General features: G+C 40.8%; 25 protein-coding genes. 1 reads left to right on the plus strand and 24 read right to left on the minus strand.

Translation table 11 applies throughout. From position 1 onward, the window contains the following. Positions 1–51: 51 nt before the first annotated feature. From J7E52_RS17975 to J7E52_RS18055, 18 genes are all read right to left on the minus strand, one after another. Entirely contained in the window at positions 52–456 is a 405-nt protein-coding gene (locus J7E52_RS17975; RefSeq protein WP_214749458.1) for a PaaI family thioesterase, read from the minus strand. Positions 457–542: 86 nt separating this feature from the next. After that, on the minus strand, positions 543–1727 hold the full coding sequence (locus tag J7E52_RS17980) for a thiolase family protein (protein WP_214749461.1): 1185 nt from the start codon (positions 1725–1727) through the stop codon (positions 543–545). A gap of 70 nt (positions 1728–1797) precedes the next feature. Further along, the gene (locus tag J7E52_RS17985; protein ID WP_214749464.1) at positions 1798–2946 is read right to left on the minus strand and encodes an acyl-CoA dehydrogenase family protein; all 1149 of its coding nucleotides are present in this window, start codon (positions 2944–2946) and stop codon (positions 1798–1800) included. A gap of 137 nt (positions 2947–3083) precedes the next feature. Beyond that, a complete protein-coding gene (locus J7E52_RS17990) occupies positions 3084–4256 on the minus strand; it encodes a thiolase family protein (RefSeq protein WP_214749467.1) in 1173 nt (390 codons plus the stop codon). Positions 4257–4350: 94 nt separating this feature from the next. Then, a complete protein-coding gene (locus J7E52_RS17995; RefSeq protein ID WP_214749470.1) occupies positions 4351–5628 on the minus strand; it encodes an MFS transporter in 1278 nt (425 codons plus the stop codon). A 94-nt stretch (positions 5629–5722) separates the two neighbouring features. After that, entirely contained in the window at positions 5723–7324 is a 1602-nt protein-coding gene (locus J7E52_RS18000) for a long-chain-fatty-acid--CoA ligase (protein WP_214749473.1), read from the minus strand. Positions 7325–7777: 453 nt separating this feature from the next. Next, positions 7778–9502: an adenine deaminase C-terminal domain-containing protein gene (locus J7E52_RS18005; RefSeq protein WP_286197884.1), complete on the minus strand. Its 1725-nt coding sequence runs from the start codon at positions 9500–9502 to the stop codon at positions 7778–7780. A gap of 167 nt (positions 9503–9669) precedes the next feature. Then, positions 9670–11232, minus strand: coding sequence for a benzoate-CoA ligase family protein (locus J7E52_RS18010; protein ID WP_214749730.1), 1563 nt, complete (start codon positions 11230–11232; stop codon positions 9670–9672). 413 nt (positions 11233–11645) lie between these two features. After that, positions 11646–11840 (minus strand): PaaD-like zinc ribbon domain-containing protein, encoded by a 195-nt coding sequence (locus J7E52_RS27625; protein WP_483861541.1) that lies wholly within the window; start codon positions 11838–11840, stop codon positions 11646–11648. After that, positions 11830–12480 carry a Phenylacetic acid catabolic protein gene (locus J7E52_RS18015; RefSeq protein WP_214749480.1) on the minus strand — a complete coding sequence of 217 codons (651 nt, stop codon included), beginning with the start codon at positions 12478–12480 and terminating at the stop codon, positions 11830–11832. The genes J7E52_RS27625 and J7E52_RS18015 overlap by 11 nt, the downstream gene beginning before the upstream one ends. Position 12481: 1 nt before the next feature. Next, a complete protein-coding gene (locus J7E52_RS18020; protein WP_214749484.1) occupies positions 12482–12709 on the minus strand; it encodes a hypothetical protein in 228 nt (75 codons plus the stop codon). Then, positions 12706–13032: a metal-sulfur cluster assembly factor gene (locus J7E52_RS18025; RefSeq protein ID WP_214749487.1), complete on the minus strand. Its 327-nt coding sequence runs from the start codon at positions 13030–13032 to the stop codon at positions 12706–12708. The genes J7E52_RS18020 and J7E52_RS18025 overlap by 4 nt, the downstream gene beginning before the upstream one ends. Continuing rightward, positions 13033–13971, minus strand: a complete 939-nt coding sequence (locus J7E52_RS18030) for a Phenylacetic acid catabolic protein (RefSeq protein WP_214749490.1) — start codon at positions 13969–13971, stop codon at positions 13033–13035. A gap of 149 nt (positions 13972–14120) precedes the next feature. Then, complete coding sequence (locus tag J7E52_RS18035; RefSeq protein WP_214749493.1) at positions 14121–15107, minus strand: MBL fold metallo-hydrolase; 987 nt, start codon at positions 15105–15107, stop codon at positions 14121–14123. Next, positions 15094–15318 (minus strand): hypothetical protein, encoded by a 225-nt coding sequence (locus J7E52_RS18040; protein ID WP_214749496.1) that lies wholly within the window; start codon positions 15316–15318, stop codon positions 15094–15096. Before J7E52_RS18040 ends, J7E52_RS18035 begins: the two co-directional genes overlap by 14 nt. Before the next feature lie 14 nt (positions 15319–15332). Next, a complete protein-coding gene (locus tag J7E52_RS18045; RefSeq protein ID WP_214749499.1) occupies positions 15333–16214 on the minus strand; it encodes a PaaX family transcriptional regulator in 882 nt (293 codons plus the stop codon). 90 nt (positions 16215–16304) lie between these two features. Continuing rightward, a complete protein-coding gene (locus J7E52_RS18050) occupies positions 16305–16733 on the minus strand; it encodes an acyl-CoA thioesterase (protein ID WP_214749502.1) in 429 nt (142 codons plus the stop codon). 93 nt (positions 16734–16826) lie between these two features. Then, complete coding sequence (locus J7E52_RS18055) at positions 16827–17630, minus strand: enoyl-CoA hydratase/isomerase family protein (RefSeq protein ID WP_214749505.1); 804 nt, start codon at positions 17628–17630, stop codon at positions 16827–16829. A gap of 408 nt (positions 17631–18038) precedes the next feature. On the opposite strand from J7E52_RS18055, the gene J7E52_RS18060 reads away from it, so the two are divergent. After that, the gene (locus tag J7E52_RS18060; protein WP_214749508.1) at positions 18039–18446 is read left to right on the plus strand and encodes an Hsp20 family protein; all 408 of its coding nucleotides are present in this window, start codon (positions 18039–18041) and stop codon (positions 18444–18446) included. A 65-nt stretch (positions 18447–18511) separates the two neighbouring features. Here J7E52_RS18060 and J7E52_RS18065 read toward each other — a convergent pair whose 3' ends face one another. From J7E52_RS18065 to J7E52_RS18090, 6 genes are all read right to left on the minus strand, one after another. Next, positions 18512–21643, minus strand: a complete 3132-nt coding sequence (locus tag J7E52_RS18065; RefSeq protein WP_214749511.1) for an SbcC/MukB-like Walker B domain-containing protein — start codon at positions 21641–21643, stop codon at positions 18512–18514. Next, a complete protein-coding gene (locus J7E52_RS18070; protein WP_214749514.1) occupies positions 21640–22785 on the minus strand; it encodes an exonuclease SbcCD subunit D in 1146 nt (381 codons plus the stop codon). The genes J7E52_RS18065 and J7E52_RS18070 overlap by 4 nt, the downstream gene beginning before the upstream one ends. Positions 22786–22947: 162 nt before the next feature. Further along, positions 22948–23376, minus strand: coding sequence for a DUF2621 domain-containing protein (locus J7E52_RS18075; RefSeq protein WP_137018029.1), 429 nt, complete (start codon positions 23374–23376; stop codon positions 22948–22950). A gap of 80 nt (positions 23377–23456) precedes the next feature. Beyond that, positions 23457–23762, minus strand: coding sequence for a DUF3219 family protein (locus J7E52_RS18080; RefSeq protein ID WP_214749517.1), 306 nt, complete (start codon positions 23760–23762; stop codon positions 23457–23459). A 129-nt stretch (positions 23763–23891) separates the two neighbouring features. After that, entirely contained in the window at positions 23892–24119 is a 228-nt protein-coding gene (locus J7E52_RS18085; protein ID WP_048685981.1) for a sulfurtransferase TusA family protein, read from the minus strand. Positions 24120–24160: 41 nt separating this feature from the next. Further along, a complete protein-coding gene (locus J7E52_RS18090; RefSeq protein ID WP_214749521.1) occupies positions 24161–25216 on the minus strand; it encodes a YeeE/YedE family protein in 1056 nt (351 codons plus the stop codon). Positions 25217–25363: the final 147 nt, after the last annotated feature.

Raw genomic sequence — 25363 nt, forward strand, 5'->3', positions numbered from 1 at the left:
TCTTTTCTATTAAAATGGAACATAGGCAAGCCAACTTTGATCATCCTTGCCTCATTTATCACGAATGATTTTGAAAATTCCTGTTCCCTTTGCAATGATGCTGCCTTCAGTATCTTTTATTTCTCCTTCAGTAAAGGCAATTTTGTATCCTTTTTGAAGAACTTTTGCTTCCGCAAATAGTTCACCGCTTGATATGCTGGCTAAATAATGTACAGTTAAGCTTGTCGTCACGACTTTGGATTTTGTAACGGAACGAGTCACCATTCCTAGAATGGTATCCAGCATTGTAGCATGAATGCCCCCGTGCAGTGTTCCATTAACATTAAGTAAATGTTCTTCAATGCTTAGCTTTATCGTTACATTCCCTTCTTCGAACCGAATGATTTCAAACCCTATATGTGAAAAGAATGCACTACTTTCGAATTGATTCCGAATATCCTCCACTTCAACTGGCAATCTTTCTCCCCCTCACTTATGCGCGATTCAACTTATATACGGAAAGGAGCAGAAACGTATGGGGTTTCCACTCCTTTATCGTTGGCCTATATCGTTTCAATCATGATAGCCATTCCCTGTCCGCCGCCAACACAAAGTGTAGCGACTCCATATCTTTCTTTCCTGCGAATCAGTTCATATATTAGCGTTGTCACGATTCTGGCACCCGTCGATCCGACTGGGTGCCCAAGTGCAATGGCTCCCCCATTTACATTAACTTTGCTTTCATCTAGCGATAAATCCCTGATTACTGCCAATGCCTGTGAAGCGAACGCTTCATTTAATTCGAAAAGCCCAATTTCTTCGACTTTTTTCCCGGTGCGCTCCATAAGTTTTCCAACGGCTGGTACTGGACCAATTCCCATCACATCAGGAGAAACTCCTGCAGTCGCCCAATCGACAATCTTTGCGATTGGCTGTACTTGCAACCGTTCTGCTTCACTGGCTTTCATTAATACCAATGCAGCTGCCCCGTCATTACGGCCACAAGCATTCCCTGCAGTGACGGTTCCATTTTCCCTGAATGCCGGTTTTAAGCTTGCTAGCTTTTCCATTGTGGTGTCCGGACGTGGATATTCATCCGTTTCAATGGTAACCGTACTCTTCCTGTCAGGGACATGGACAGGAACGATCTCATCCTTGAACTTTCCTTCTTCCATCGCTTGCGCCGCTCTTCGTTGACTTTCCACTGAAAAGGCATCTTGTTCTTCCCTGGATATGTTGTATCGCTGTGCGACATTTTCAGCGGTGATACCCATCCCCAAACTTTTTCCATAAATCTCCTTAGGCTGCTGTCCAGCTTCAGTATTAGAATCCACTAGTTTGGTCCTGTCTCCCCCAAAACGGGCACTTCTTAAATAAAGCGGTGCGCGGCTCATGCTTTCCGTACCGCCTGCAACGACTATATTTGCTTGACCTGAGCTTATCTGCTGTGCTGCTGAGGCGATGGCCTGCATTCCGGATGCACATAACCGGTTTACCGTAAAAGCCGGTGCAGAATCGGGAATTCCTGAGCGCAGTGCTGCCACTCTCGCGACATTCGAGGATTCGGTCGTTTGCCTAACCTCCCCTAAAATGACTTCATCCACTTGTTCAGCTGCAATATTCGCCCGCTTGATCGCTTCTTTAATGGCAATGCTCGCCAAATGACCGGAACTAATCTCTTTAAATGCTCCACCGTACCTTCCAATTGGTGTTCGTACAGCACTCACGATCACGATTTCTTCTCCCATTTTGTTCCTCCCCCTTAAAAAACCGGATACATGGGCAAAGTACTACCTGCCCGAATAAAACAGTAAACACTTAACACTCTTCCAAGACGTTCCTTGCAATGATTAAACGTTGGACTTCATTCGTTCCTTCATAGATTTTCGTTATGCGGGCATCCCGATAAAAACGTTCAACTGGATATTCAGCCATATATCCCATCCCGCCATGAATTTGTACCGCTTTATCCGCGACCCGATTAAAAACATCTGAAGCGAACAGTTTTGCCATTGATGCTTCCTTGATCACTTTTTTCCCTTCATCAATCTTTTGTGCCGCCATCATCGTCAATGCCCTTGCGGCTTCCGTTTCGGTCGCCATATCTGCAAGCATCCATTGAATTGCTTGGTTGTCCGCGATTGGTTTACCGAATTGAATGCGCTCTTTTGCGTATTTGGCTGACAATTCAATTAATTTCCCGCTTGATCCCACTGCTCTTGCAGCCAAACCGACACGCCCTTCACCTAAAATTTTAAGGGCAGAGATATATCCCATTCCCACTTCGCCGATAACATTTTCTTCAGGTATGATACAATCCTCAAAAATGACCTGTGAGGTATATGATCCTCTCAACCCCATTTTTTTGTCCTTTTTGCCCACAGTCAAACCGGGAAAATCTCTTTCTACTAAAAAAGCGGTAATCCCTCCCTTTGCCCCTTTATCTTTATCCGTTAAAGCGAATACGGTATAAACATCAGCTATCGGCCCATTCGTGATGAAATGTTTCGTCCCGTTCATCACCCAGTAACCACCCTTTTTTTCTGCACTAGTTGCTAAATTGGTTGCATCCGATCCCGCGCCGGGTTCAGATAAAGCAAAGGCCCCAATTTTCGTGCCTGCTGCCATTTCAGGCAAGTATTTATTTTTCAAATGTTCGGATGCTAGCTTAACCAGACCTGTACTGCCAATCCCGGTGTGGGCGCTTATTAATGAAACAAAACCATTATGGGTCCTTCCTAACTGCTCCAATACGGTAGCCTTTCCCACCGCATTTAAGCCAATTCCACCATATTCTTCGGGAATGCTTATCCCGAATAAGCCAAGGTCTTTTGCTTTTTCCACCAAATGCTCCGGGATGGCATCTTCTTCTTCAATTTGTATGGCGTACGGCTCCACTTCCCTTTCAACAAAATTACGGATCATTTCCTTCATTTGCTGCATTTCCTTGGTTAAAGTGATTGTCATGAGTTTATTCCTCCTTAGGTCTGGGCATGTATAGCAGCCATTGACAAGTTTTCTTCATAAAGCATATAGGGCTGAATGCTATGTTTTCTAATCATTTAACGAAATTCATTGTATTCTGGTAAACACATTTATAAAAATCAGGCTTCACGCTCAAGTATCGTAGCAATTCCCTGTCCGCCTCCAATGCAAGCTGTAATGAGAGCAAATCTTCCGGCAGATCGCTTCAATTCATAAACCGCTTTCGTCATGAGGATGGCACCCGTCGCACCTAGTGGGTGTCCGTGTGCGATGGCTCCCCCGTTCACATTCACTCTGGAGGGATTCATGTCAAGCTCCCGATTGCAAGCAATGACTTGAGCGGCGAAGGCTTCATTAATTTCAATGATGTCCATTTCATTTAAGGAAAGCCCTGATTTCTCCATTACCTTTCTTATAGCGGGAACAGGTCCTATTCCCATATAATTTGGATCTACCCCTGCAACGGCCTGTGCCCTAATCAAAGCTAAAGGCTTAATCCCCAATTCGACCGCTTTTTCCCTCGACATTATGACCAATGCTGATGCGGCATCATTCAAGCCCGAACTATTGCCTGCAGTGACGGACCCGCCTTCTAAAAACGCAGGTGTTAATTTGGCTAGCCCTTCTTTCGTTATTTGCGGCCGTGGATGTTCATCCAATTTAAATTCGATATCTTCACCTTTTCTGACGGGAATGTAAATAGGAGCAATTTGCTCATTGAAACGGCCCTCTTCCACGGCTCTGGCCATATTTTTTTGGCTTTGTAAAGCGAATTCATCTTGTTCTTCCCTGCTGACCTCATATTTTTTTGCTAAGTTTTCAGCCGTGATTCCCATCGGGGGATCACCAATCTCTCTCGGGGACAATCGTGACTTTCTGAACTGCGGTGGCTTTGCACTGTATGCTTTTTCCGGACGATCCATCAAATATGGCGCCCTGCTCATGCTCTCGACCCCACCAGCGATATAGACATCGCCTTCGCTAGCCCGGATCGCTTGTGCAGCCAAGTTGACAGCATTTATTCCCGAGCCGCATTGACGGTCGACAGTCAATCCCGGAAGATGAATCGAGAGACCAGTTTCCAGCGCAGTTAACCTGGCAATGTTTCCACCCCCGCTTAATACATTTCCCATGATTACATCATCAATCATTCCAGGTTCGACATTCGCTCGTTTCAAGGCTTCTTTCATCACTTCTGCTCCAAATACGTGGGCAGGAACCGATGCAAGTGCACCTCCCTGTTTTCCAATTGCTGTTCGAACTGCAGAAACTATTACGGCATCTCTATTCATTTCCCATCCGCTCCTTTTCCTTTATTCACACCATTATTTGAGAGCATTCCTTCTCTTCACTAGTTCATTGAATGTAAGCAGGTTCGACCCTTGCTTATGAGGATTTAAGGTCAAAGTTATCCGAACTTTTATTTTTATGTTTCCCTTTTGATTTGACAGGTTTAACGAATATCGCAAACAATATGCCAAAAGCCAGGACAAGGATGGCCATGAACAATATGGATAAGTTATAACCCAATACTTCATTTCCTCCTGCTAAACTTATGATATAGCCAGTTAATAAAGGTGCAATGATGCCCGCTATATTACCTGATGATGTTAAGATGCTTGTCATCAATCCCCCCCGTTCCTGCATTTCATTGATCATGATCGTTGGTCCAATCGGTAAAATGGCATATGTAAAGCCCTTTGCTAAACACATGGCGACTATCACCCAGATTGGATTTTGAAATACCATGATTGAAGAAAAGAACAATGCACCAAGAATCATGGCGCCCCCGACGACGAATACCCTTGATGACCGCCAATTCTGATTCTTCTTGAATAAATGATCTGACACCATCGAAACACCCATATAAATACATACGGAAACGACTCCGATTATCGCTACGCTGGTTCCCATTTGACCTGGAGTCATTTTTACGGCTTCCACTAAATAAATCGGGAGCCAAACAGAAAACCAAACAACTAAAATATACGTTGAAAAATAAGCGAGTGTAGTAAACAAAGCAGTAGGTGAAGCCAATAGCAACAAAAAGTCTTTCACTTTTATTTTTTCTAGTTTTACTTTCTTTTTCTTTTGTACGTTTTCGTATACTTCAACTGGATTTTCCTTTGTTAAAAATTGAAAGAGGAAGAACCAAACAAGGCTTGCTGCACCAAGGGCGGCAAAGGCAACCTTCCAGCCGAATATCGTAATTAAGGAAACGAGGATCGGTGCCACGATCATCGCACCAACGGTTCCTCCGCCAACCACTACCGAATTGGCAAAGCCTTTCAGCTTCGGCGGAAACCACTTATCGGCATGACTGTAAGCAATTGGGCTATAAGGCCCTTCGAATGCGCCCAGTAAAATCCTGTATAGAATTAATAATGGAAGAGCGGTAATGGCTAAGACGCCGAATTGCAAAACAGTCCATGTCAGCATGATGAACCCAAGCACTTTTTTAGCCCCCAACCGATCAGCCCACGCTGCCCCAAAAATCCCTGTCACTGGGTAGAGCCAATAATAACTGCTCCCAACAAGCCCCCACTCCGCATAAGAAAGATTGAATTCCTTCATGATGGGAACAGCTGCGAGACCCACGATCGATTTATCTGCAAAATTGATGACGGCTCCAAAGAATAATAGAATGAGAACAACCCAACGCATATGAATCCCTCCTCTTCTTTATTTTTGTTCATAAACTGGCATACCATCCAAAGTAGGTTTCATCATAGATGGTTGAATCTACATTCCCCCTCTTTCAATCCTTTTCCAATTCCTCTTTAACTAACAATCTTTTTAATAGTTTACCCACCGTATTTCGCGGAAGTTCTTTTCTCAATTCAAATACTTTAGGTACCTTATAAGGCGTCAATTGGGAATAACAATATCCTTCTATTTCTTCAAGATCCACGGAAGCGCTTTCTTTAGGTACGATGAAAGCTTTCACAATTTCGCCTTTTTCTTTATGGGGGATGCCCACCACAGCTGCCTCTTTAATTGCCGGATGTTCATACAGAACCCCTTCTACCTCCTGCGGGTAAATATTGAATCCGCCGACGATGATCATTTCTTTTTTCCTGCCGACTATATAGAAATATCCTTCGTCATCCATCACCGCAAGATCGCCAGTATATAGCCACTCATTCTGTAAGGCCTTTTTGGTTTCGGCTTCGTTATTCCAATAACCCTTCATGATTTGCGGGCCTTTTATGAGCAATTCCCCGACGCATGTGTTAGGCACTTCATTATTTTCATCGTCAATGATCATACAGTCCGTGCCAGGAAAAGGGATGCCAATGCTTCCTATTTTCCTTTTTCCGAAAGGCGGATTACGATGAGTGGAAGGTGAAGCCTCCGACAAACCGAAACCCTCTCCGATTTTGGCACCTGTCAGCTCCTCAAATCGCTTAATTACTTCAACCGGCAGGGGCGCCGATCCACAAGAACAACTCTTTAAACAATTCAGTCCATAGTTTTCAATTCCAGGATGATTGACGAATGCATTATACATTTTTGGAACTCCTGGAAAGAAAGTCGGACGATACTTTTTTATTTTTGCAAGTACATCTTCAAGTTCGAATTTAGGAAATAAGAGGATGGCAGCACCAGTATAGATACCTAGATTCATTGCACTTGTCATGGCATAAACGTGGTAAAGAGGCGTAGCTGCCAAAACGATTTCTTCGCCAGGTTTCAAGGAATCCCCATACATTTCAAAGCTCTGCACAACATTGGAGGTTAAATTGTGGTGAGTGAGCATGACACCTTTCATCTTCCCAGTGGTGCCCCCAGTATATTGGATGACTGCAGTATCTTCATGCGGGCTTATCATTTCGGGCTTCTTAATGGCGTCCCCGGTTTGAATCATCGTTTGAAGGGAATAAGAGCCGTTTTGATCATTTTCTGTATCAATGCAAACATCAAATTCATATATCGCTTTCGTTTCTTCGATTGTATTTGCGGCCGTATGGTCAAAAACAATATTCTTGGTATCCGAGTCTATTAAAATTTGCAATAGTTCCCGCGGTTTATACATGGGATTAATTTGTACTACTAACAGACCAAGTGCCTGGGCCGCGTAATAACTGATAATGAAATAAGGGTGGTTGGCCATCATCAGACCAATCCGTTCACCTTTAACAAAGCCCATTTCTCTCCATTTACCAGCAAGTTTGTCTACCTGCATTTTTAAGTTCTCATAATCCATTGACTGGTCTTCATAAATGATGGCTGTATGGTGTGGAAACTTACTTGCCGTTATATCAAGCAGTGAATAGACGGATATTTCCGGCAGCTTCATAGATTTCATTCTTTCAACATACCACTGCTCCCATGGTTTATTTATCGTTTTTCGCACCATTATCCCTCCACACATAAACGAATTTCATATCGTGCATGTTTGATTTATACCTATTATTATGCAACTCGCATGCCAAGTCCTACTTTGGTGTAATATCGCTTAGTATCAAGAGCATTCGATTCATTAATGAATTTTATTCACATATAATGCCTTTCTGTAGAGGATTCACCGAAATACCGATAATTCATTTTTGAATTTTAAACAAACTCTGATTGGTTTTCTAACGATAGTGCAAAATAGGTTTTTACCATATTATAGATTATAACTACTGACAAATCGAAAAGCCCATCTGGCTAAGGATGGGCTTTTGCAATATTTATTGAGTGAATTATTTATCAAGTATTCCTAAAATTGCAGTTCCCCGGGAATTTTTGATGAGCCACATTAACGAAAATCAGGCTGCCGTTTCCCCGAAATACATTGGTGAAACGGCAGCCCCGCTAGCCTACTAATCTACGCTTTCATTTCTTTTAATAAGTTCGTCATGGATATGGAAGGAAATAAGATTTCATCGTTTTTCACATCGTATAGCCCAAAGGGATTTAAACGAAGCCCAGGAAGAAAGTCGCAAGTTAAAAATAATAATGTATACAAAATGTCGTGAAAAGGATAGCCTCTCGCTTGAAGCGTCTTTAATAATTTATCATTAAATTCTACTGCCCTATCAAATGAAGGATCATAAGTCATCATTCCCGTAAGCTGTAATGGAATTTCAAGTATTATTTCATTGCCATCGACAATTACGATTCCTCCTCCCAGTTCATGGACTCGAGAAGCCGCTTTTGCCATCGCCTCTGGATTTCTTCCGATGGTGAGCAAGTCAGTCGTAGTATTAAAAGTCGAGGCCATCCCATCTAAATCCAACGCAAACTTTTCTAAAATACCTTTTGTAACCCACTCTCCCTTTCTATCGATAAGAGCTGCATACAATAGACCCTCTTGCGCCGAAAGATCGACATAACCATCCCTGACTGGGAGCACCAAATTTTTCCGTTCGGTAATTACATTACTAACAAAATGAATAACAGGGACGAAATCATTTGATGAGGTGTGTGGATATAGATACAAATCATGATTTACCAGAATTCCTCTTGAAAAGGAAAATGCATTTTCAGGTATATGCGTATCCCAATCCAAATCTGGCAGCTGGATCGTCAATTCTCCATTTTCTGCAACAATTCTCCCGTTTGAGATCACTAAGTCTGGACGAAACTGCACCAAATCAGGCAACAATAATATATCCGCTTTTTTACCCGGTGCCAATCCGCCAATATAATCGTCCTGTTTAAGGTATGTAGCCGCATTGATGGTGACCATCTGAATAGCTTCCATAACCGGGACTCCATGTTCCACAGCATGCCTGACAAGTCCATCGACGAATCCTTCTTTTTCAATGAAAGACGGATGCGGACCATCTGTAGTCATCAAAATCCTGCCCGTACTTACTTGTCCATCTGTAATCAGCTTAATTACTTTTGACAAGTCCGGACGAAGCGAACTATTTCTTAGGACTGTCCATAAACCCAGCCGTAAACGATCCAGGGCCTCTTCAGCCGTTATCGCTTCATGACAGGCACTTATACCAGAAGCTGCTATAGAATTTAATTTTTCATAAGAGCACCCCGCATTATGCCCATCAGCTACTTTCCCCATTTCTTTAGCTGCATCTATAATATCGAGTAAAACTGGATCCCCTTTGTATAGTAAAGGCCAACGAGTCACTTCTGCCGTTCCAAGTACTTCTTCAATCGAAAGAAGGTCGATTATATCCTCTTTGTTGAACCAGTCCCTTTCACCTGGATATCCAGCCTGTGAAACTAATCTTATTAACCAGAAGAAATTTCCTGGCAGTTTCTTCAACTCGCCTAGAAGCCTTTTAAAGCCCGAGTGACCTAAGTGCAAATAAAAAAACAAATTATCATTTACTGTAGTGGTAGTCCCCAACGGCAATACTTTTGCGGTGATACTTATAGGATTGTATATAACCCAGGGATGGGCATGAGTCTCGATGAATCCTGGAGACACATACATACCATTGGCATCTATTACGGTCGTGTTTTCATTTATCTTCACTTCATTTTCCCCTATATATGCAATGCAATCTTTATACAGCGCAATATTTTGCTGAAGAAATTCACCAGAATAAACATTAATAACCGTTCCGCCTTTAATGAACATATCGGCGGGTCGTTTTCCTTGCGCCACTTCGACCAATTCATTCCGGGATGCTCTTGCCTTCACTTTTCTCGCCCCCACCATTCAAATGACATGAACATTTTTTCATGCTATTACTGTGGACATTCATTTTGAGTCCACATTCAAGGAGATTGAAACTTTCTTCTTGTTTACGATTGTGAATTGATCTCTGGCTCTCTTAATTTAAATCTTTGGATCTTTCCTGTCGTAGTCTTTGGCAACTCGTTCACGAATTCAATGTCGCGAGGATATTTATACGGCGCTAACACTTTTTTGACAAACCCTTTTATTTCTCCTTTTACTCCTTCACCTGATTCCGCACTTGCTTTTAATACTATGAAGGCTTTTGGCTTTATTAAACCATTTTCATCCTTTACAGCTACAACAGCAGTTTCCAGTATATCGGGATGTGATAAGAGCGCGTTTTCTATTTCTATTGGCGATACCCAAATTCCATTTACCTTCATCATGTCATCATTGCGGCCCGCGTACCAATAGAAGCCATCTTCATCCTTAAAGTATTTATCTCCTGTCACCAGCCAATTACCGATAAACTTCTTTTTGTTTTCCTCATTAAGATTCCAATAAGAGGCTGCAATGCTTTCTCCCTTAATTAAAAGGTCTCCCACTTCATTCACCTGAGTTTCATGACCTTGTTCATCCACTATTTTAGCTTCGTAACCGGGAACGATTTTTCCTGTGCTTCCTTGCCGAATATCATCTACTTGATTGGAAAGGTATATATGAAGTGATTCGGTCGAACCAATTCCGTCTATAATATCCAATCCAAAAACTCTCTTCCATTGTTCAATATAAGAAGCCGGCAGTGCCTCTCCTGCTGATACGCAAAGTCTGACTGAAGAAAGATCAAAGGCTTCCTTCGTCTTCTCAAGGTAATTGAGCATCGATCCATACAGAGTCGGGACACCAAAAAAAATGGTTGGTCGATACTTCTCTATCGTCTCGAACACCTTTTCTGCAGTCGGTCGGTCCGGCATTAAAACAGTGGTAGCCCCGGCTCCAAAAGGAAAATACATCGCGTTTCCCAAACCATAAGCAAAGAAAAGCTTAGAAGCCGAAAAAGTAATGTCATTTTCGGTGATTTGCAAAATGTTTTTGGCGTAGTTTTTGAAAGCTTCTTCCATATCGGTTTGAAGGTGTATAACTCCTTTTGGCTCACCAGTGCTTCCTGATGTATAGAGCCAGAACGCTTGATCATTAATGTTGCTAAAACAAGGAGGCAGATCTTTATTTTGTCTGCGAGTAAGATCCTGGAAAGAATGTTCATTACCTTCCTTGAAGTTGTGATCATCCCCATCAACCAAGATGACATGCCTTAAGAAAAGTAATCTATTTTTAACAACCTTTAGCTTCCCCCACTGTTCACAAGTAGTGACCAACACTTTTGAACGGCTATTATTCAAAAGATACTCATAATCCTTTGTGGGCAAAAGCGTATTGGATGGAATCGGGATTGCCCCAACTTTTATTGCACCGAAGAAACTAATGATGAATTCTGGAGAATCATGTAATAAAAGCAGGACGCGCTGTTCCATCTCCATGCCCAGTTCTTTTAATGCCGCACCAAATTGATTGCCAAGGGTATCGATTTCTTGATAGGTATAAGATTGATTTTCATAATAAATGGCGGTTTTATCCCCTCTGCCTGCTACAATGTTTTTCTGGAAGAAATTATAGGAAGCATTGTACATCGCGCCCAATCCTCTAATTTTACATTCGGTTTTTATCACACATTTACCCTCCTCAAAAAGCTACTGGTTTTAAAAGCGTCATCCCACCGTCTCCTTTATTCCATAAAGAAGACGGCTGCCATTACAAAGCCGGATAAATTCCCTAACCTTCCATTTTCAAAATCTCCTTTTGTGGAAAAAGGCCATTCATTTGGAAACGCTATACGAACTAATTTGAGCGAATTCCCTTACTGGCAATTCTCTTTTTCATTCAGTAACCGCTTTCAAATCAGTCAAACCTCCAAACAAGGGTAAGTGATTCCATGAGGCTATGAAACTTATATTCTGATATCCACCCCAATATTTTACACATTCACAAGTGCAAAATGCACTTGAAAGGCTTCTGATAAGCCATCCCCCTTAACAAGTAATGATTACCGGTTCAGATCAATTGGCTCATGAGGTCGATCAGTAGAGGAAGAACCTTTCCATCGTATACTTTCAAAAACCGTTTTACAGTTTAAGCAATAGTATTGCCTAACGAGCTGTGCAGTTCCGAAGGATGAATATAATTCCACATTTTTTCCATCACAAAATGGACATGTCGGATTTTCCTTTTCAACGGGCATTTATAATCTCCTCATCCCTTAAACGCGGAATCAAAGCATCCTTATAGGAATTCACTAGATTACTATTTTCAGGAAGGATTTCGTTTTCAATAAGCACGCTATTGTTTTCCACTTGTTTCAACCAAGTGATTACTTCTTGTTCACAAAGTTTAAAAGCTCTCCCGAAACGGGCAGGAATTGAGCCTTCATCATTCAGTAACTTGAGGGCCCAGTTTTTCGAGTACAAAATATGCTCTAACTGTTCTCTTGCCAATTTATTGAATTGCAGTTCGATTTCACTGCCCTTTTGTTGGCTGGTCAAAGCATTTATCAATATATTGAGTGCCGTATTCATGGAATAAAGTCCCGCAATAAGTTGTATCCACTCCCCGATTTGAACAATGCTGTCAAACGCTTTTCCCGTTTGTTCCTTTACTTCCTTTTTGCTGCCTTTTCCGCTCTTCAGATTCGTTCCCCAGTTATAGAGAAGGCGGGCATGACCTAGTTCCGACTGGGCCATTGCAATTGCAGCAAGGGTTGCTTCCAAGTCTGGACCACTGACACCCACCTCAACAAGACGATCTCCTAAAACGAATTTATTATCAGCAATCGTTTCTATTAAGGTAATTAATTCAGTGTTGCCATTTGTTGAATTCACCATATTAAATCACCCTTTTCTTAAAAAATGGTTCTGCTTCTCTAATGCAAATCATGTTTTCCCGCTTGACTATAAACATCTCCATCCATTTTTCTTCATCATAAATATAACGGGCATATACTCGTGCCAACTCATCGCTATTTGCCTCGACTGTTCCAATATGCATTAAGTCATCACCTCGATTGATTCTTGAAAGCACTTCATATTCAAAGTTTTGGACATTATCACTCATTTTGAACTGACCCCCCAGGACTTTAATGTCTGCCTGCCTGCTTCACTCATTTGGTCGACCGTCCAAGCAGGACTCCAAACCACCTCTATTTCCACAGCATGAACATCTTCTTCTTGAAGAAGCCTGTTTTTTATATCGCTCTCAATCCACTGCATGCATCCGCATCCTGTTGAAGTATAAGTCATCGTTACATACGCTGTATGCCCTTGCTTTTCTACGCCATAAATCAACCCCATTTCCACGATGCTTATAGGGAATTCAGGATCGGAAACCTCTTGTAACGCATGAATTAAAACCGGATCTTTATATAACACCTCACCCATCTATATCGCCTCATTTCGATATGCATCCAGTAGCTGGTATCCTTTTTGAATCCGGTTAACGAACTCCTGATTTTGTGGACCACGCTGCTTAAATCGCTTGATGACGTTGTCCCAGGTATCCGGTTCATCATATTTCCACCGCTTGTTTTCCACATCGAATTTACATGGAAAGGGAACATTCAATTCATACCTTCCAGTCCCTTCATTGTAATGAGCAGGTAGTTTAAGTCCAAGGGATTCACAGAAAGGAACGGCGGTCGACATCCATTTCTGCCTTAATTCATCATTAGTCTTTCCTTTCAATTTGTAATCCAGCTGGGCTGACCTGCTTTTTAAATTATCGGCTACACCGAAGAATTCCAGGGACATAATGAACATCCAATCAATCGCTTCTTGAACCTGCTTAGCCGTTTCAGGATCTTTCATGGCTGCCTTCATTATGATTTCTCCGTTTCTTAGATGGAATAGTTCTTCCTTATCAACTTTTACCAATGCACGCTTCCAAGGTCCGTATGATGTATGTTGGTGCGCATCCCCCAATAAGGTGTAACCTGCCCGATCAAATAATCCGTTGAAAACTCCTAGTTCAACCCAATTATCCAATTTAAAATCAAATGCATATGGATTCTTCCACCTATTTGGTGATCGCTCATATAACATGAATTGAACATTTTCTCCTAAATCCTTTAATAACCTGTACGCAATATGAGCATGCCCGATTTCATCCTGCATAACTGCAAGTGCTGTGATTTTGTAATTTAAGTTAGGGGCATCTTTATAGACAGTCAGAAGTGGCGGAACACTTAATAATTCTGTATCCGCAACTATCATCAAAGTTTGCTTCAATGCCTTTTTATAGTTTTCATCCATATCTTCCAGTCTCTCAACCACAAACCCGGCTTGGATCTTTCCCATCAAATCATTTGTAAATCCTGTCATCTGTCCCGCTCCCATCATATTATGTTTTTTAAACTATCGTCTTATATAAGTAATATAATAATTTACTTTATCTGGTTAGTCAACACTTTATCAGATTTTTCAGAAAACAAGTAAAGCGGGATGCACAAAAGTGCATCCCGCTTTATTTGTTATAATTCGTATCTAAACATTCCGTTAATTGAAATTTTTTGTATTCTTTTTTCTTCAACTAAATATTCCAGATGCGCTAACGTTTCCGCAATGGCGAATCGCCATTGATGATCAGTGAGCTTCTTATGTTGAAAAAGCTTTTCCGTAATCTTATACGCCACTTTATTTGATTCCAGAATGGTTAAAATGACAGCTAAACGTTCATTATGGTGTTCAATGATTTCCTTAGCCCGATGGGCAAGATTTACTATTGGTGTTCCATGGGCAGGATATGCAATGCTCACATCCTGTTTAACAAGTTGAGACAAAGTTGAGAAGTAACTTCTTAGTGGATTTTGATCGGAATTGGGCCAAAGACTAATATTCGGAGTGATCTTATTCAAGACTACATCGCCTATTAACATGATTTTCTGGGTCTCTTGATAAAAACATAAATGTCCCTCCGCATGACCACCATATGTTTTGACGCTCCATCTTCCTCCAGGACTATCTATATAGGATTCTTGAAAAGCCTTAATCTCAGGAAGTGGATTCACTTTATTCGAGAGAAACAATACGTTTTCTTTCACTTTAGTCAACAAAGGCTCAGGAACGGAATGTTTACCAAATAATTCATAAGTTGCTTCAGCCTGTTTCGTATTACCGCCAAAGACAGTTTTAATCATCTTTGCTTCCACATCACTCATATAAACGCGAGCACCGGTTCTTTGCTGCATCCAGCCGATTAAACCAGTATGATCGGGATGAAAATGGGTCAGGATAATCTTTGATATATCTGTTGGTTTAATGGACAACTCTTCAAGGACTTCTTCCCAATACTTCTTGGCGACTTCTGTTGGAAACCCAACATCCACCAGTACGACTTCTTCCTTCATTCGAAATAAATAACAATAAACATGCTTCATGGGGAATGGAACTGGAATGCCTATGCGAATTAAATAATCCGTTATTTGTTGATAGTTCCCTGATGGCTCAGTAATGATCATCACTCCCTAAAACTGGTGTCCACCTTTGTTGAATGGCAAGCATTGCTTCCTTTCTATCCCCGGTTCCGATTGTTAATCCATGCGATTTTTGATTCAATGGCAATGCCTGTCCGTAATTCAGAGCATCCCCCTTATTTATCGCAAATTTCTCATGATCAAGGCCATTCAACTCTTCCAAACCTTTTTCTGTAACATGGATTTTTTGCTGCATAAAAACCTCTCCTCTTAATCATGATAGATTCCTGAAAAAGGGTTAATGGCCTTCTCACGATTAACAAATCCCGCTTTATCAGGAGGATATTCCATGATCGATTCAAAGTATTTCACTGCTTTGACCGAGGTAAGCTGATGAATATTCCAAAAAAGCTCCCTAGCCTTGATCCCATGCCAGTCTTCAGGTAATAAATCTAGCGGGAAACCAGGGTCCAGAAAAAGGAACTTCCTATATTCGTGAACAAGCCGGGTTCGTTCATAAAAACATTCTTCATTTGAAATGCTATCCTCCCATACAGCCTGCTGCATGTCATGAAGCTTCGTTTCATATTGCTGTATGAAAGTTAAATAGTTTTTGTTAATTTCGTTTAAATTCCAACAAGCACGTAAAATCTCTTCATTTGAGTGGGTGATGACTTGACTGGAACTGAAAATAATCAAGTAGTCCTTTAAATCATATGTATCCATCAAGGTCAGAACCTGTTTTTCCAATGGATTGGGACTGACCCAAATACTATTGGACAAAAGCCCGAAACCTGTCCAGCTCAATTCCTTACGCACTTGATTCCTCAGCACTCGCTTCTCCTCAGGGATGGAGTATGTAACCACTCTCCACAAACCATCCCAATGATTATTCCGGATCGTATAAACACGTTTGACACCATCATCCATATTGCGTTTCCCTTTTTGAGTTAATGAATAATAGCTTTTATTGCCTATTTTCCGTCCAGTTATCAAATCCTGTTGAACGAGACGCAGAATCGCTCCACGAACAGAGGATTCAGAAACACCAAAATGCCCCATCATTTTAATAAGTGTCCCAATCCATACTTCCCCACCGTAGAATTGGACGAAATCACCAAAAAGAGTATACAATAATGACCTTGGTTTCATGTTGATTCTCCTGTTCTCATAAAGCCTTTTCTTCTTAATGTAATCTAAATTGGCTCAATTTTCAAACTTGTTGGAGATAACTTCTTATCGCTATATAACTTTTAATATTCTTTTTATATTTTCTGGAATTGGTACAGCCTTAAACCCATCATCCCCGATGGAGGTCCAAGCGCGAATTTCATAACCATACCCGGTCCTTTTTTCCCCACAATAAACTTCATGATGAAACCGAATGGTCTTTGTTTTCACCTCATTCACATGAGTATATACTGTCACTTCATCGTCATAGTACAGCGGTTTTTCAAAAGTGCACTTCGCTTCGAGTAACGGAATGATGATTTTCTTCTCTTCTTCCAAATATTTAGGGCTCATTTCTATAGAACGAAAAAAATTATGCCCCGCTAAATCGAACCATTTATAATAATTCGGATAATAGACAATTCCTGCCCGGTCTGTATCACCCCATTGAATTTGAAATTTCGTTTCGTTCACGCGCCTTTTCAAATGAGTTTCTTCCATTATGAATACACCCTCCTCCTGAGCAGCATTCGTAGTAAAAAAGCAATATCGGCAGGAACCGATATTGCTTTTTCTTTTTAAAGGACAAATCAATCATTTACCTTTCCACTGTGGTTCACGCTTTTCAAGGAAGGAAGCTAAACCTTCTTTAGCATCTTCAGAGCGGAATAAAAGATTCTGTATTTCCCCTTCATAACGGATCGCTGCGTTTAAAGGCATTTCTTTACCGTTCATTATCGATAGTTTAATGTTTGTTACTGCATAACTAGCTTTACTTGCGACATTTTTGGCATATTCCAATGTTTTTTCACGTATTTCATTTTGCGGGAAAACCCGATCCACTAATCGTATTTCCTTAGCTTCCTGAGGTGAAACAGACTCCCCTGTGATATTCAGGTCGATTGCCTTGGAGTGCCCAACCAATCTAGCCATACGTTGTGTCCCCCCTGTACCTGCAAGGACCCCAAGGTTAACTTCCGGTAAACCGATTTTCCCTGCTTTATCACCCATAAAGCGAAGATCACAACCCATCGCCATTTCCAGTCCCCCACCTACTGTGTGACCTTCCAGGCATGCAATCCAGATTTGCGGTGAACGGGCAATTTTATCAAGAGTTTCATTACAGAATAAGCAGAATTGTGTTTTAAAAACGGGATCAGCCGCTTTAAGGAAGTTAATATCCGCTCCGACCGAGAAAAATTTAGGCATATCACTCATTAATACAGCTACTTTCATATCTGGATCAAAACGAATATCATCAATTGCAGCATTTAATTCTTTGTAAAAATCAAGCGTATAGGCATTGGTCTTATTAATATGAAGATGTACCTCTGCTACCCCAGTTTCTTTGTTCTTTCGGATTGTAAGCGTTTGCTTCGTTTCGACTGCTGTACTCATTCATCAACACTCCTCTGTTTTAGTATTACGTTTTATTTCCTTCCGTTTATATTACATAATATACTATTAAATTTTCAGAATTGCAATTATTTTTGGTAAATTATTTAAAAAATACATTTTATACGTCCGCTATAATTGTATTAACTTTAATGGCAGTAAGGTACGAGCATAATCGAACAACATTATGATTTATAAAAAAAGACCAACTCATTTTGAATTGGTCATTACTTTTATTAACTTCCCTTTAATCCCCACAAACCCATCGTTTCTTTGCTTTGATTACCTTTCTAAATGCATTTTTTGAACCACTTTTCCGGAATCTTTTTATCATCATCAATTACATTTTTTCAATCACCATTCTTCATGCTCCAACATATAATACCTCAAAGGAAAACCGGGGGTATCAACATGCAAGACAATCAACATGGATCGCAAATGAATGAGGTTGAAAAGTTTGATGAATGGGTAAAAAGTTTTTTTCTGGATCCGGAAACTTGTGCGTTGGATCATCAACTTTTTTCAATTGATATATACGAAAGTGACGATGAGTATATGGTGGAAGCGGTTTTGGAAGATCATGATGTGAAAGATATTAAAGTTTGCCTAAGTGATAATGAGCTATCGATCATCGTTGACGATACTGATAAGCCATTTCTTGAAAAAAAAGAAGATAAATTACCCACACAGAGAAAAATCCCTTTCCCCTTTTCGATTTGCTCACGAAGAATTACCGCTGAATTCTCGAATCCGATCTTGGTGATTCGCATCCATAAGTTTTCCCCCGGAAAAACAGTTGAAGATATTAACATTGAGTAGTCCGTTCATTAAAAATAAAAAGAATGGCCAAGGGAAACTAACCCTTAGCCATTCTTTTTTCTTGATTATCCAGCAAAATAAAAGGACGTGCGACTTCCTTTTTGTGTCGAAATGACTTGAAGCTGGGCATCGATTCTTTCTTTCAATTCAGGGACATGGGAAATTATCCCAACCAATCTCCCGGTGCTTTGTATATCCATTAATGCTTCAATCGCATGATCAAGAGATTCAGGGTCGAGCGTACCGAAACCTTCATCGATGAACATCGTTTCAAGTGAAATTCCGCCCGCATTCTGCTGGACAACATCCGCAAGACCCAAGGCAAGTGCAAGGGAAGCCTTAAAGCTCTCGCCTCCCGAAAGGGTTTTGACATGTCTCTCATGTCCTGTATATTGATCATACACAGATAACTCCAGACCGCTCTGAATATTCCTGCGTGTAGGATCAAGCTTTCGCAACAGCTGATATCTGCCGCTTGTCATTTTCAGCAGCCTTGAATTGGCTTCTTTGAGGATATCATCTAAAAAGGCTGCCAGTACATAACGTTCGAAAGTTATTTTGAAGGAGTTTTGACCTTTGGAAATCTCAGACAGATGACCGACGATACTGTACCTTTCATCCAAACTTTTCTGATCTTCCCTGATTTGCGCCAATTTCCTTTCGATTTCTTCGTTCGTCCGTTTTTCAGCCTGCAGCTCATTCTGATTTTGGCGTAACGACTCCAATTCTCCATCTATGAAATCGAAAGTCTTTTTCAATCCTTCAAGATCCGGTTTGGTCACATCTTTTAACTTCATTTCCAAATCATGAAACAGACTTAAAACACTTTGCCAATTTTGATTATACTGCTGTACCTGGTCCTCCAAATTTCCAAGAGCCGCTTCCGATTTTTTTGCTGCCGTATATTCTTTATAATTGGAAAAGCCTTGATTGTTCATATCCGTAATAAACTTTTCCCGTTCCTCTTTCAATTCTGTATTGAAAGCCTCTATATTACCACTTAACGATTCTTTTTTTGCAATGATGGCCGATTCTCTTTCCTTCACAAGTTGAAGGGTTTTTTGTGCATCTTCCAAGGCCGATTGTAAGTGTTTCTGTGTTTTTACAGCCATTTGGTAAGCTGCATTATATTCTTCCTCTGTCCGTATTCCGTCTGGCAGGGAATCGGTTAATCCTGTTAGTTTTGTAGAGTTTTCAATATACCTGGTTTTCCCTTCGTCCTCTTTTCTTTCTAAAGAGATCAGATTCTCCTTAAGCTGAGAAGCTTTCTCTTTTAATTCCAGCAACCTACTTTCCAAATCATTGAATACAGACTTTTTCCGCATCAATTCTTTGAGCTGCTCTTGCAGCACTTTTCCTTTTTGTACATACTGTGTCAAATGCTCATCAATATCCTCAAACCTAAACTCCGGCATGTCATTTTGTAAGTCACTAAGCTTTTCTCGTGAAGACTCTGCCAGTGCATCATATTTGGATTTCACTTGATAGTATTCACTTTCCGCTTGGCTTTTTTGTTGTTCTGCAGTTTTCAGCTTGTTTTCTTGCTCTTTCAGTTCCAAATCCGTCGGCATATGCTCATGCATTTGCGCAGGTTTTGGATGACTTTGCGAACCGCATACAGGACAATTTTCGCCGGAGTGCAGCATGGAGGCAAGCATACCCGCTTGCCCTGATCGCCAGTTTCGGTTCAGGGTTTCCAGTTTTTCCTTCTCCTGAATTTGTATTTTCTGTATTTCTTTGAACCGAATATCCTTTTCATCCAGAACCCGTTTCGTATTCTGGATTTCATGAAGAACTTCTTGAAGCTTTTTAATTTTCGATAACGATGAATTATTTCTTTCTGCTTCAATTTCCATATCACGATAAAGGACAGCCGCTTTTTCCGCTTCTGTTTTTCCTAGAGCGACTTTCTCTGCTTCCGCTTCAATCGACAGATGTTCCGAAACAGTTTTTTCACGAAGCCGTTTACTATTTTGCCACTCTTTTTCATCTAAAGTAACCTGTGCTTTCAAGCTTGCAAAAGTCATGACAGCCTCTTTTACCTGCTCAAGCTGATGAACAGTACGTACAGCCTGCTCTCTTTCATATTCCTTCAACATTTCCTTATCATAGGAATCCTGCTTCTCAATGCGCTCAGCCCGTAACTTCTCGGACTGCTCACTTAACTTTTGAAGTTCGGCATTCGCATCTTGTACTTGTTTGCCAATTCGTAAATAGTATTGTTCCTGCTTTTCAAGGGAAGCCGCTTTGTGTGCCATTTTTATTTGTACTTTCATTTGTTCCATTTCTGGGAGCTTTGCTTCAAGGGCTTCCTTTTCTTTTCGCAGTTCTTCTTTTTCCGAAAATCGATTTAATAAATCGACGGCTTTTGAAAGTTCTTGATTTACTTGATCACGAGCCTTTTGCTTTTCCTGTATTTGTTTATTTATATACTCATTTTTTTCTATTGCTTGCGAAATGACTTCCTGTAACAATGGTAAGACCTGCTGTTCATTAGGCTCTTCCCCTTGTAATTGTCGCTGCAATTCTTCATGATTGCCAGGCTGGATGCCTTTCATTAATTCAATTCGCCGCTGGGCACTTTTTTCGCTTTGCTTTCTTAGGATGGAAGCCTCTTCTTTTAATTTTTCTTCTATACGTTTATAAAGTTCAGTATGAAATAATTTCTGGAGAATCTGTTCTTTATCCTTGCTGTCGGAAGTTAACAGTTTTCGGAATTCATTTTGTGGAATCATCAGGATTTGCCGGAATTGATTCGCATCAAGTCCAATGAGTACTTTTATTTTTTCTTCAACTTCTCGTACATTTGCACCGAGCAATTTTTTTCCTTCGGCTAATATCTCATATAATTCAGCCTTTGCTCCAACCGTAGTTGTTCCTTCACCTGCTTTTTTCTTGCGTTCCTGCTGCGGCGACCGGGTCACCAAATACGTTTTTCCTCGCAGGGTAAATTGTAACGAGACTTCCGTCAACATATCATCTTCAGCAAACTGACTTCGCAAATCTTGCCCGCTACGATCTTCACCGCTGGCTTTACCATATATCGCAAAACTAATCCCATCAAATATCGTTGTTTTCCCTGCGCCTGTCTTTCCAGAAATGACAAACATGGTCCGTTCTCCAAGGGAATTAAAATCAATGGTTTCCCTTCCTGCATATGGTCCGAATGCCTGCATCGTTAAAATATCCGGTCTCATTTCAAAGCCTCCTCTTTCTTAACAGCTTCAATTACTGAAACCATCAAATCCTGCTTTTTGGAATCAAAGTCCCGATCTGTCATTTCTTGATAAAACGTCTCGAACAGGTCCAATTCTGATTTACGTTCATCTTTTATAGAAGTGAAGGAATTTTTTCTCCTAAGGTCAGTCAAATCCCATTTTCGCTCCAGATGAAGTACGTTCGGATAAATCTGGCGCAAACGATTAATAGGATCGATGAGTGCCCCCTCATCATTTAGTGTTATTTTTAAATAGTCATCCCTTTTTTGCGATTGATAGAAAGAGGAATCAAGCAACTCTTCCATCGATCCGGTTATTTCCCTCATATCGAACTTGGGTGCCAAAGAACGATAGCGTATATCAAAGCTTCCATCTTCTTGCATATCGACGATGGAAAGCGACTTATTTTGCTTGGCCTCGGAAAAAGAATATTTTAATAGTGATCCAGAGTAAAACACCTTAGGATGACGTATCGCGTCTGGACTATGTAAATGCCCAAGTGCCGTATAATCGAACGCATCGAATAAGTCGGATGTAACACAGCCGGAACCACCTACCGACAAGACCCTTTCCGAATCGCTCGTTTTTCCGCCTAATACAAAAGCATGTCCTACGAAGACATTCGGCTCATCCTTATTGAAATTCTCAGCAATCGTTCCGGTTATCCGCTTCATCGCTTCTTGATGGGAATGGATACTATCATCTTCAAAAAGATGGCGAACCGTCCCAGGTTCTGCATATGGAACACAATAAAAGTTCACGCCCTTGATGCGAACCGGCTCACATGTTTTTGTCAATTTCCCATGAATGTATAACTGACTATGACGATACCATGATGAACCGAATGCAAGCCTTTCCGCGGAATCATGGTTTCCCGATATCGCAACGATCGGAGTATTCATTTTCACATTGATTGTATAAAGGATTTCATCAAGAAGCTCTACCGCTTCAGTCGGCGGAACGGAACGATCATATAGATCACCGGCGATCACAACCGCATCCGGTTTTTCCTCTTCGACAATTTCTATGAATTGCAAGAGCGCATGCCTTTGGTCATCTGTCATATGTACCCCGTGAACGATTTTCCCTAAATGCCAATCAGCCGTATGGATAAATTTCATAGTTTCACTCCGTCCTAATTTTTACTTACTATTATTATATCAAAAATTTTACGAATAGCATGGTTTGGGTACAGACGTTCTAATTTTTACCACACTGCACCATTCTTTTGAATTATTCAGAATAAAAAAAGCAAACTCCAAAAGAGTCTGCTTTTTTCATCATTAGCTGAATAAGTGTTCATATGGACCCATATTCACCTTTCTTTCAGCTAATTTTTTTTGTAAAAATTTATGGTCACGTTTTGGTGTGGCAATGATATAGCCGCGTATCACTAAATCTTCCGTAATATCGCCCGCTTTTTCCTTTAACGCCAACTCTCCGATTTTCCCCGCGATTTTATGACGTGCAACATCACGAAAAAGTTCTGGCACAGGGCTCACTAAATCTTCTAATAATTCCTTTTGCTGCTTTGACCATAAGTGCTTTGTTTGTTCCAAATAGTATTCTTCCCAATCCATATCGGATTTCCCATCTTCTTTGGGAAATCTTTTCAGGAACTTCCGAAACATGAAAAAGCCACCTATGCTCATCAATATAATTAAAAGGGCTACCCAAAATAGAATAAACCATAAAAACCATCCGCTAAGCAAAGTACCACCTCATATGTATAGAATGATCGACACTATTATTATAGACAGTAACCCATATCTTTACAAGACTGGCAATGGAATCATTCTTGACCGTTCACTTCCAGCAAGACGAGCGAAAAATCCCCCACCGCATTTTCTTCATATAGATTCGTGACCGAAGTTGCATAGTTAAAGATCTCTGCTCTAAACTCCTCGTTTGACTGTGGAATCTTTAAATCAAATACCATTTGATAAAGCAATGTAGTAATATCATGATATTCACTATGTGTAACCTTGAAATTGAAACTGACTTTCCTGATTTCCTTACCTTCAGAATCCTTTACATTTTCAGAAAGAAAATCAGTAACATGAAGTGGAACATCGTTTATAATGACCTCGTCTACCATTATCAACATCTCCTTAAAAAAAGTGGTTAAAGCCATGTTATCACTAGGAGCTTCCAGCGCCAATCATTCAACCTTGTAAAATAAAAAAAACGTGCACAGGAAACCCGAGCACGTTTTCTTCCAATCAATTCACTTTCCCTTTTTCACGATTATCCGCCATTTAGCGTCATCGATTTGCTCAAACTCAGTGATTTCATGACCTTCGGTTGCAGCCCAACGCGGAATGCTCTCCGTTGCTTGTGTGCAATCGAAATTAATGATCAATTCCTCTCCTTTTGCCATATCCACTATCGCTTCTTTTGCTTCCACTAAAGGGAATGGACATACCATTCCAGTCGTTTCCAATACCTTTGCCATTTATATTCCACTCCTTGATTTTAAAATTTTCGACTTCTATCTTAAGCCGCTTTGGATGCAGCCGCTGTCTGCTTTTGTTTACGGATGATCGTAAAATAAGTTGCCACCCATGTACCCAGCAAGAAAAAGACAATCGCGATCCAACCTTGCCAAGCAAATAGCGCCGAGTTCACAAGACCATTTCCGATTGTGCATCCCCCAGCAACACTTGCACCGAATCCCATGGTTATACCGCCAATTGCATTGTTACGTAACGTTCTCATATCAGGCAAACGCCAACGGAATTCCCCGCTCCCTTTGGCAGCAATGAAAGCGCCGAGGAAAATACCCAATACTAAAAACGTACCCCAATCGATTAACGCATCATCTCCCGTTATAAGGAAAGTTAAAATGTTTGCGGAAGGCGCTGTAATTCCAAGTCCGAACATTCGGCCTGTCATTGCACTTAGCGGCCATGCCATGATTGCAATAAGGCCAACCAATAATGCAGTAACAAAAGGATGCCATCGTTTCTCGAATAAGATATGGTCCAATCCCGTTTTTTTCGGTTTCATTTTAAAGATTGGCAGTTTCGATTTTCTCAATTCACGAATCACCAATATGCCAACCAAGAGTGTCACAATAATCACAAGCACCCAAGGCGAAACATTTAGCGTTTCATGAATATACGTATCATTTGTACGATAAGATAACAGATTATCTCCAGCCACTTTCCATACACCATATTTCGTCATTGCTGCCCCTAGCATATATCCAAAAAGGGCAACCCAACTTCCGATCATGCCCTCTCCTGCACGATACCATGTACCAGTGGCGCAACCACCTGCCAGAACCATACCAATACCAAAAATAAATCCGCCCACGATTGTTCCCAACCATGGAAAACCATCATTTCCAAACTGAATGACCCCTGTACCATTCAATGCATAAACACCAATACTCTGTATCGCTATAACAACAAATGTAGCCAAGAACATCCGTCCATCTTTAGCTAAAATCAAATCACGATATGCACCAACAACACAGAAACGGCCTCTTTGAAGCACAAATCCAAGCAGTAAACCACAAATAATTCCGAACATAATCATTTGTAACATGAACCGTTTCCTCCTTAAGTAAAATATTATAATACTAATATAATATAATCCGGATAAAATTACTAGGTTTTCGGATGAATTTTTTTCCCCTCATAAAAAGTTCCCAGGCAAATGAAAAACCTGAGTCATTTATCGACTCAGGTTTAT

Source organism: Bacillus sp. ISL-34 (assembly GCF_018613325.1).
In the GTDB taxonomy this organism is placed as follows: domain Bacteria; phylum Bacillota; class Bacilli; order Bacillales; family DSM-1321; genus Peribacillus.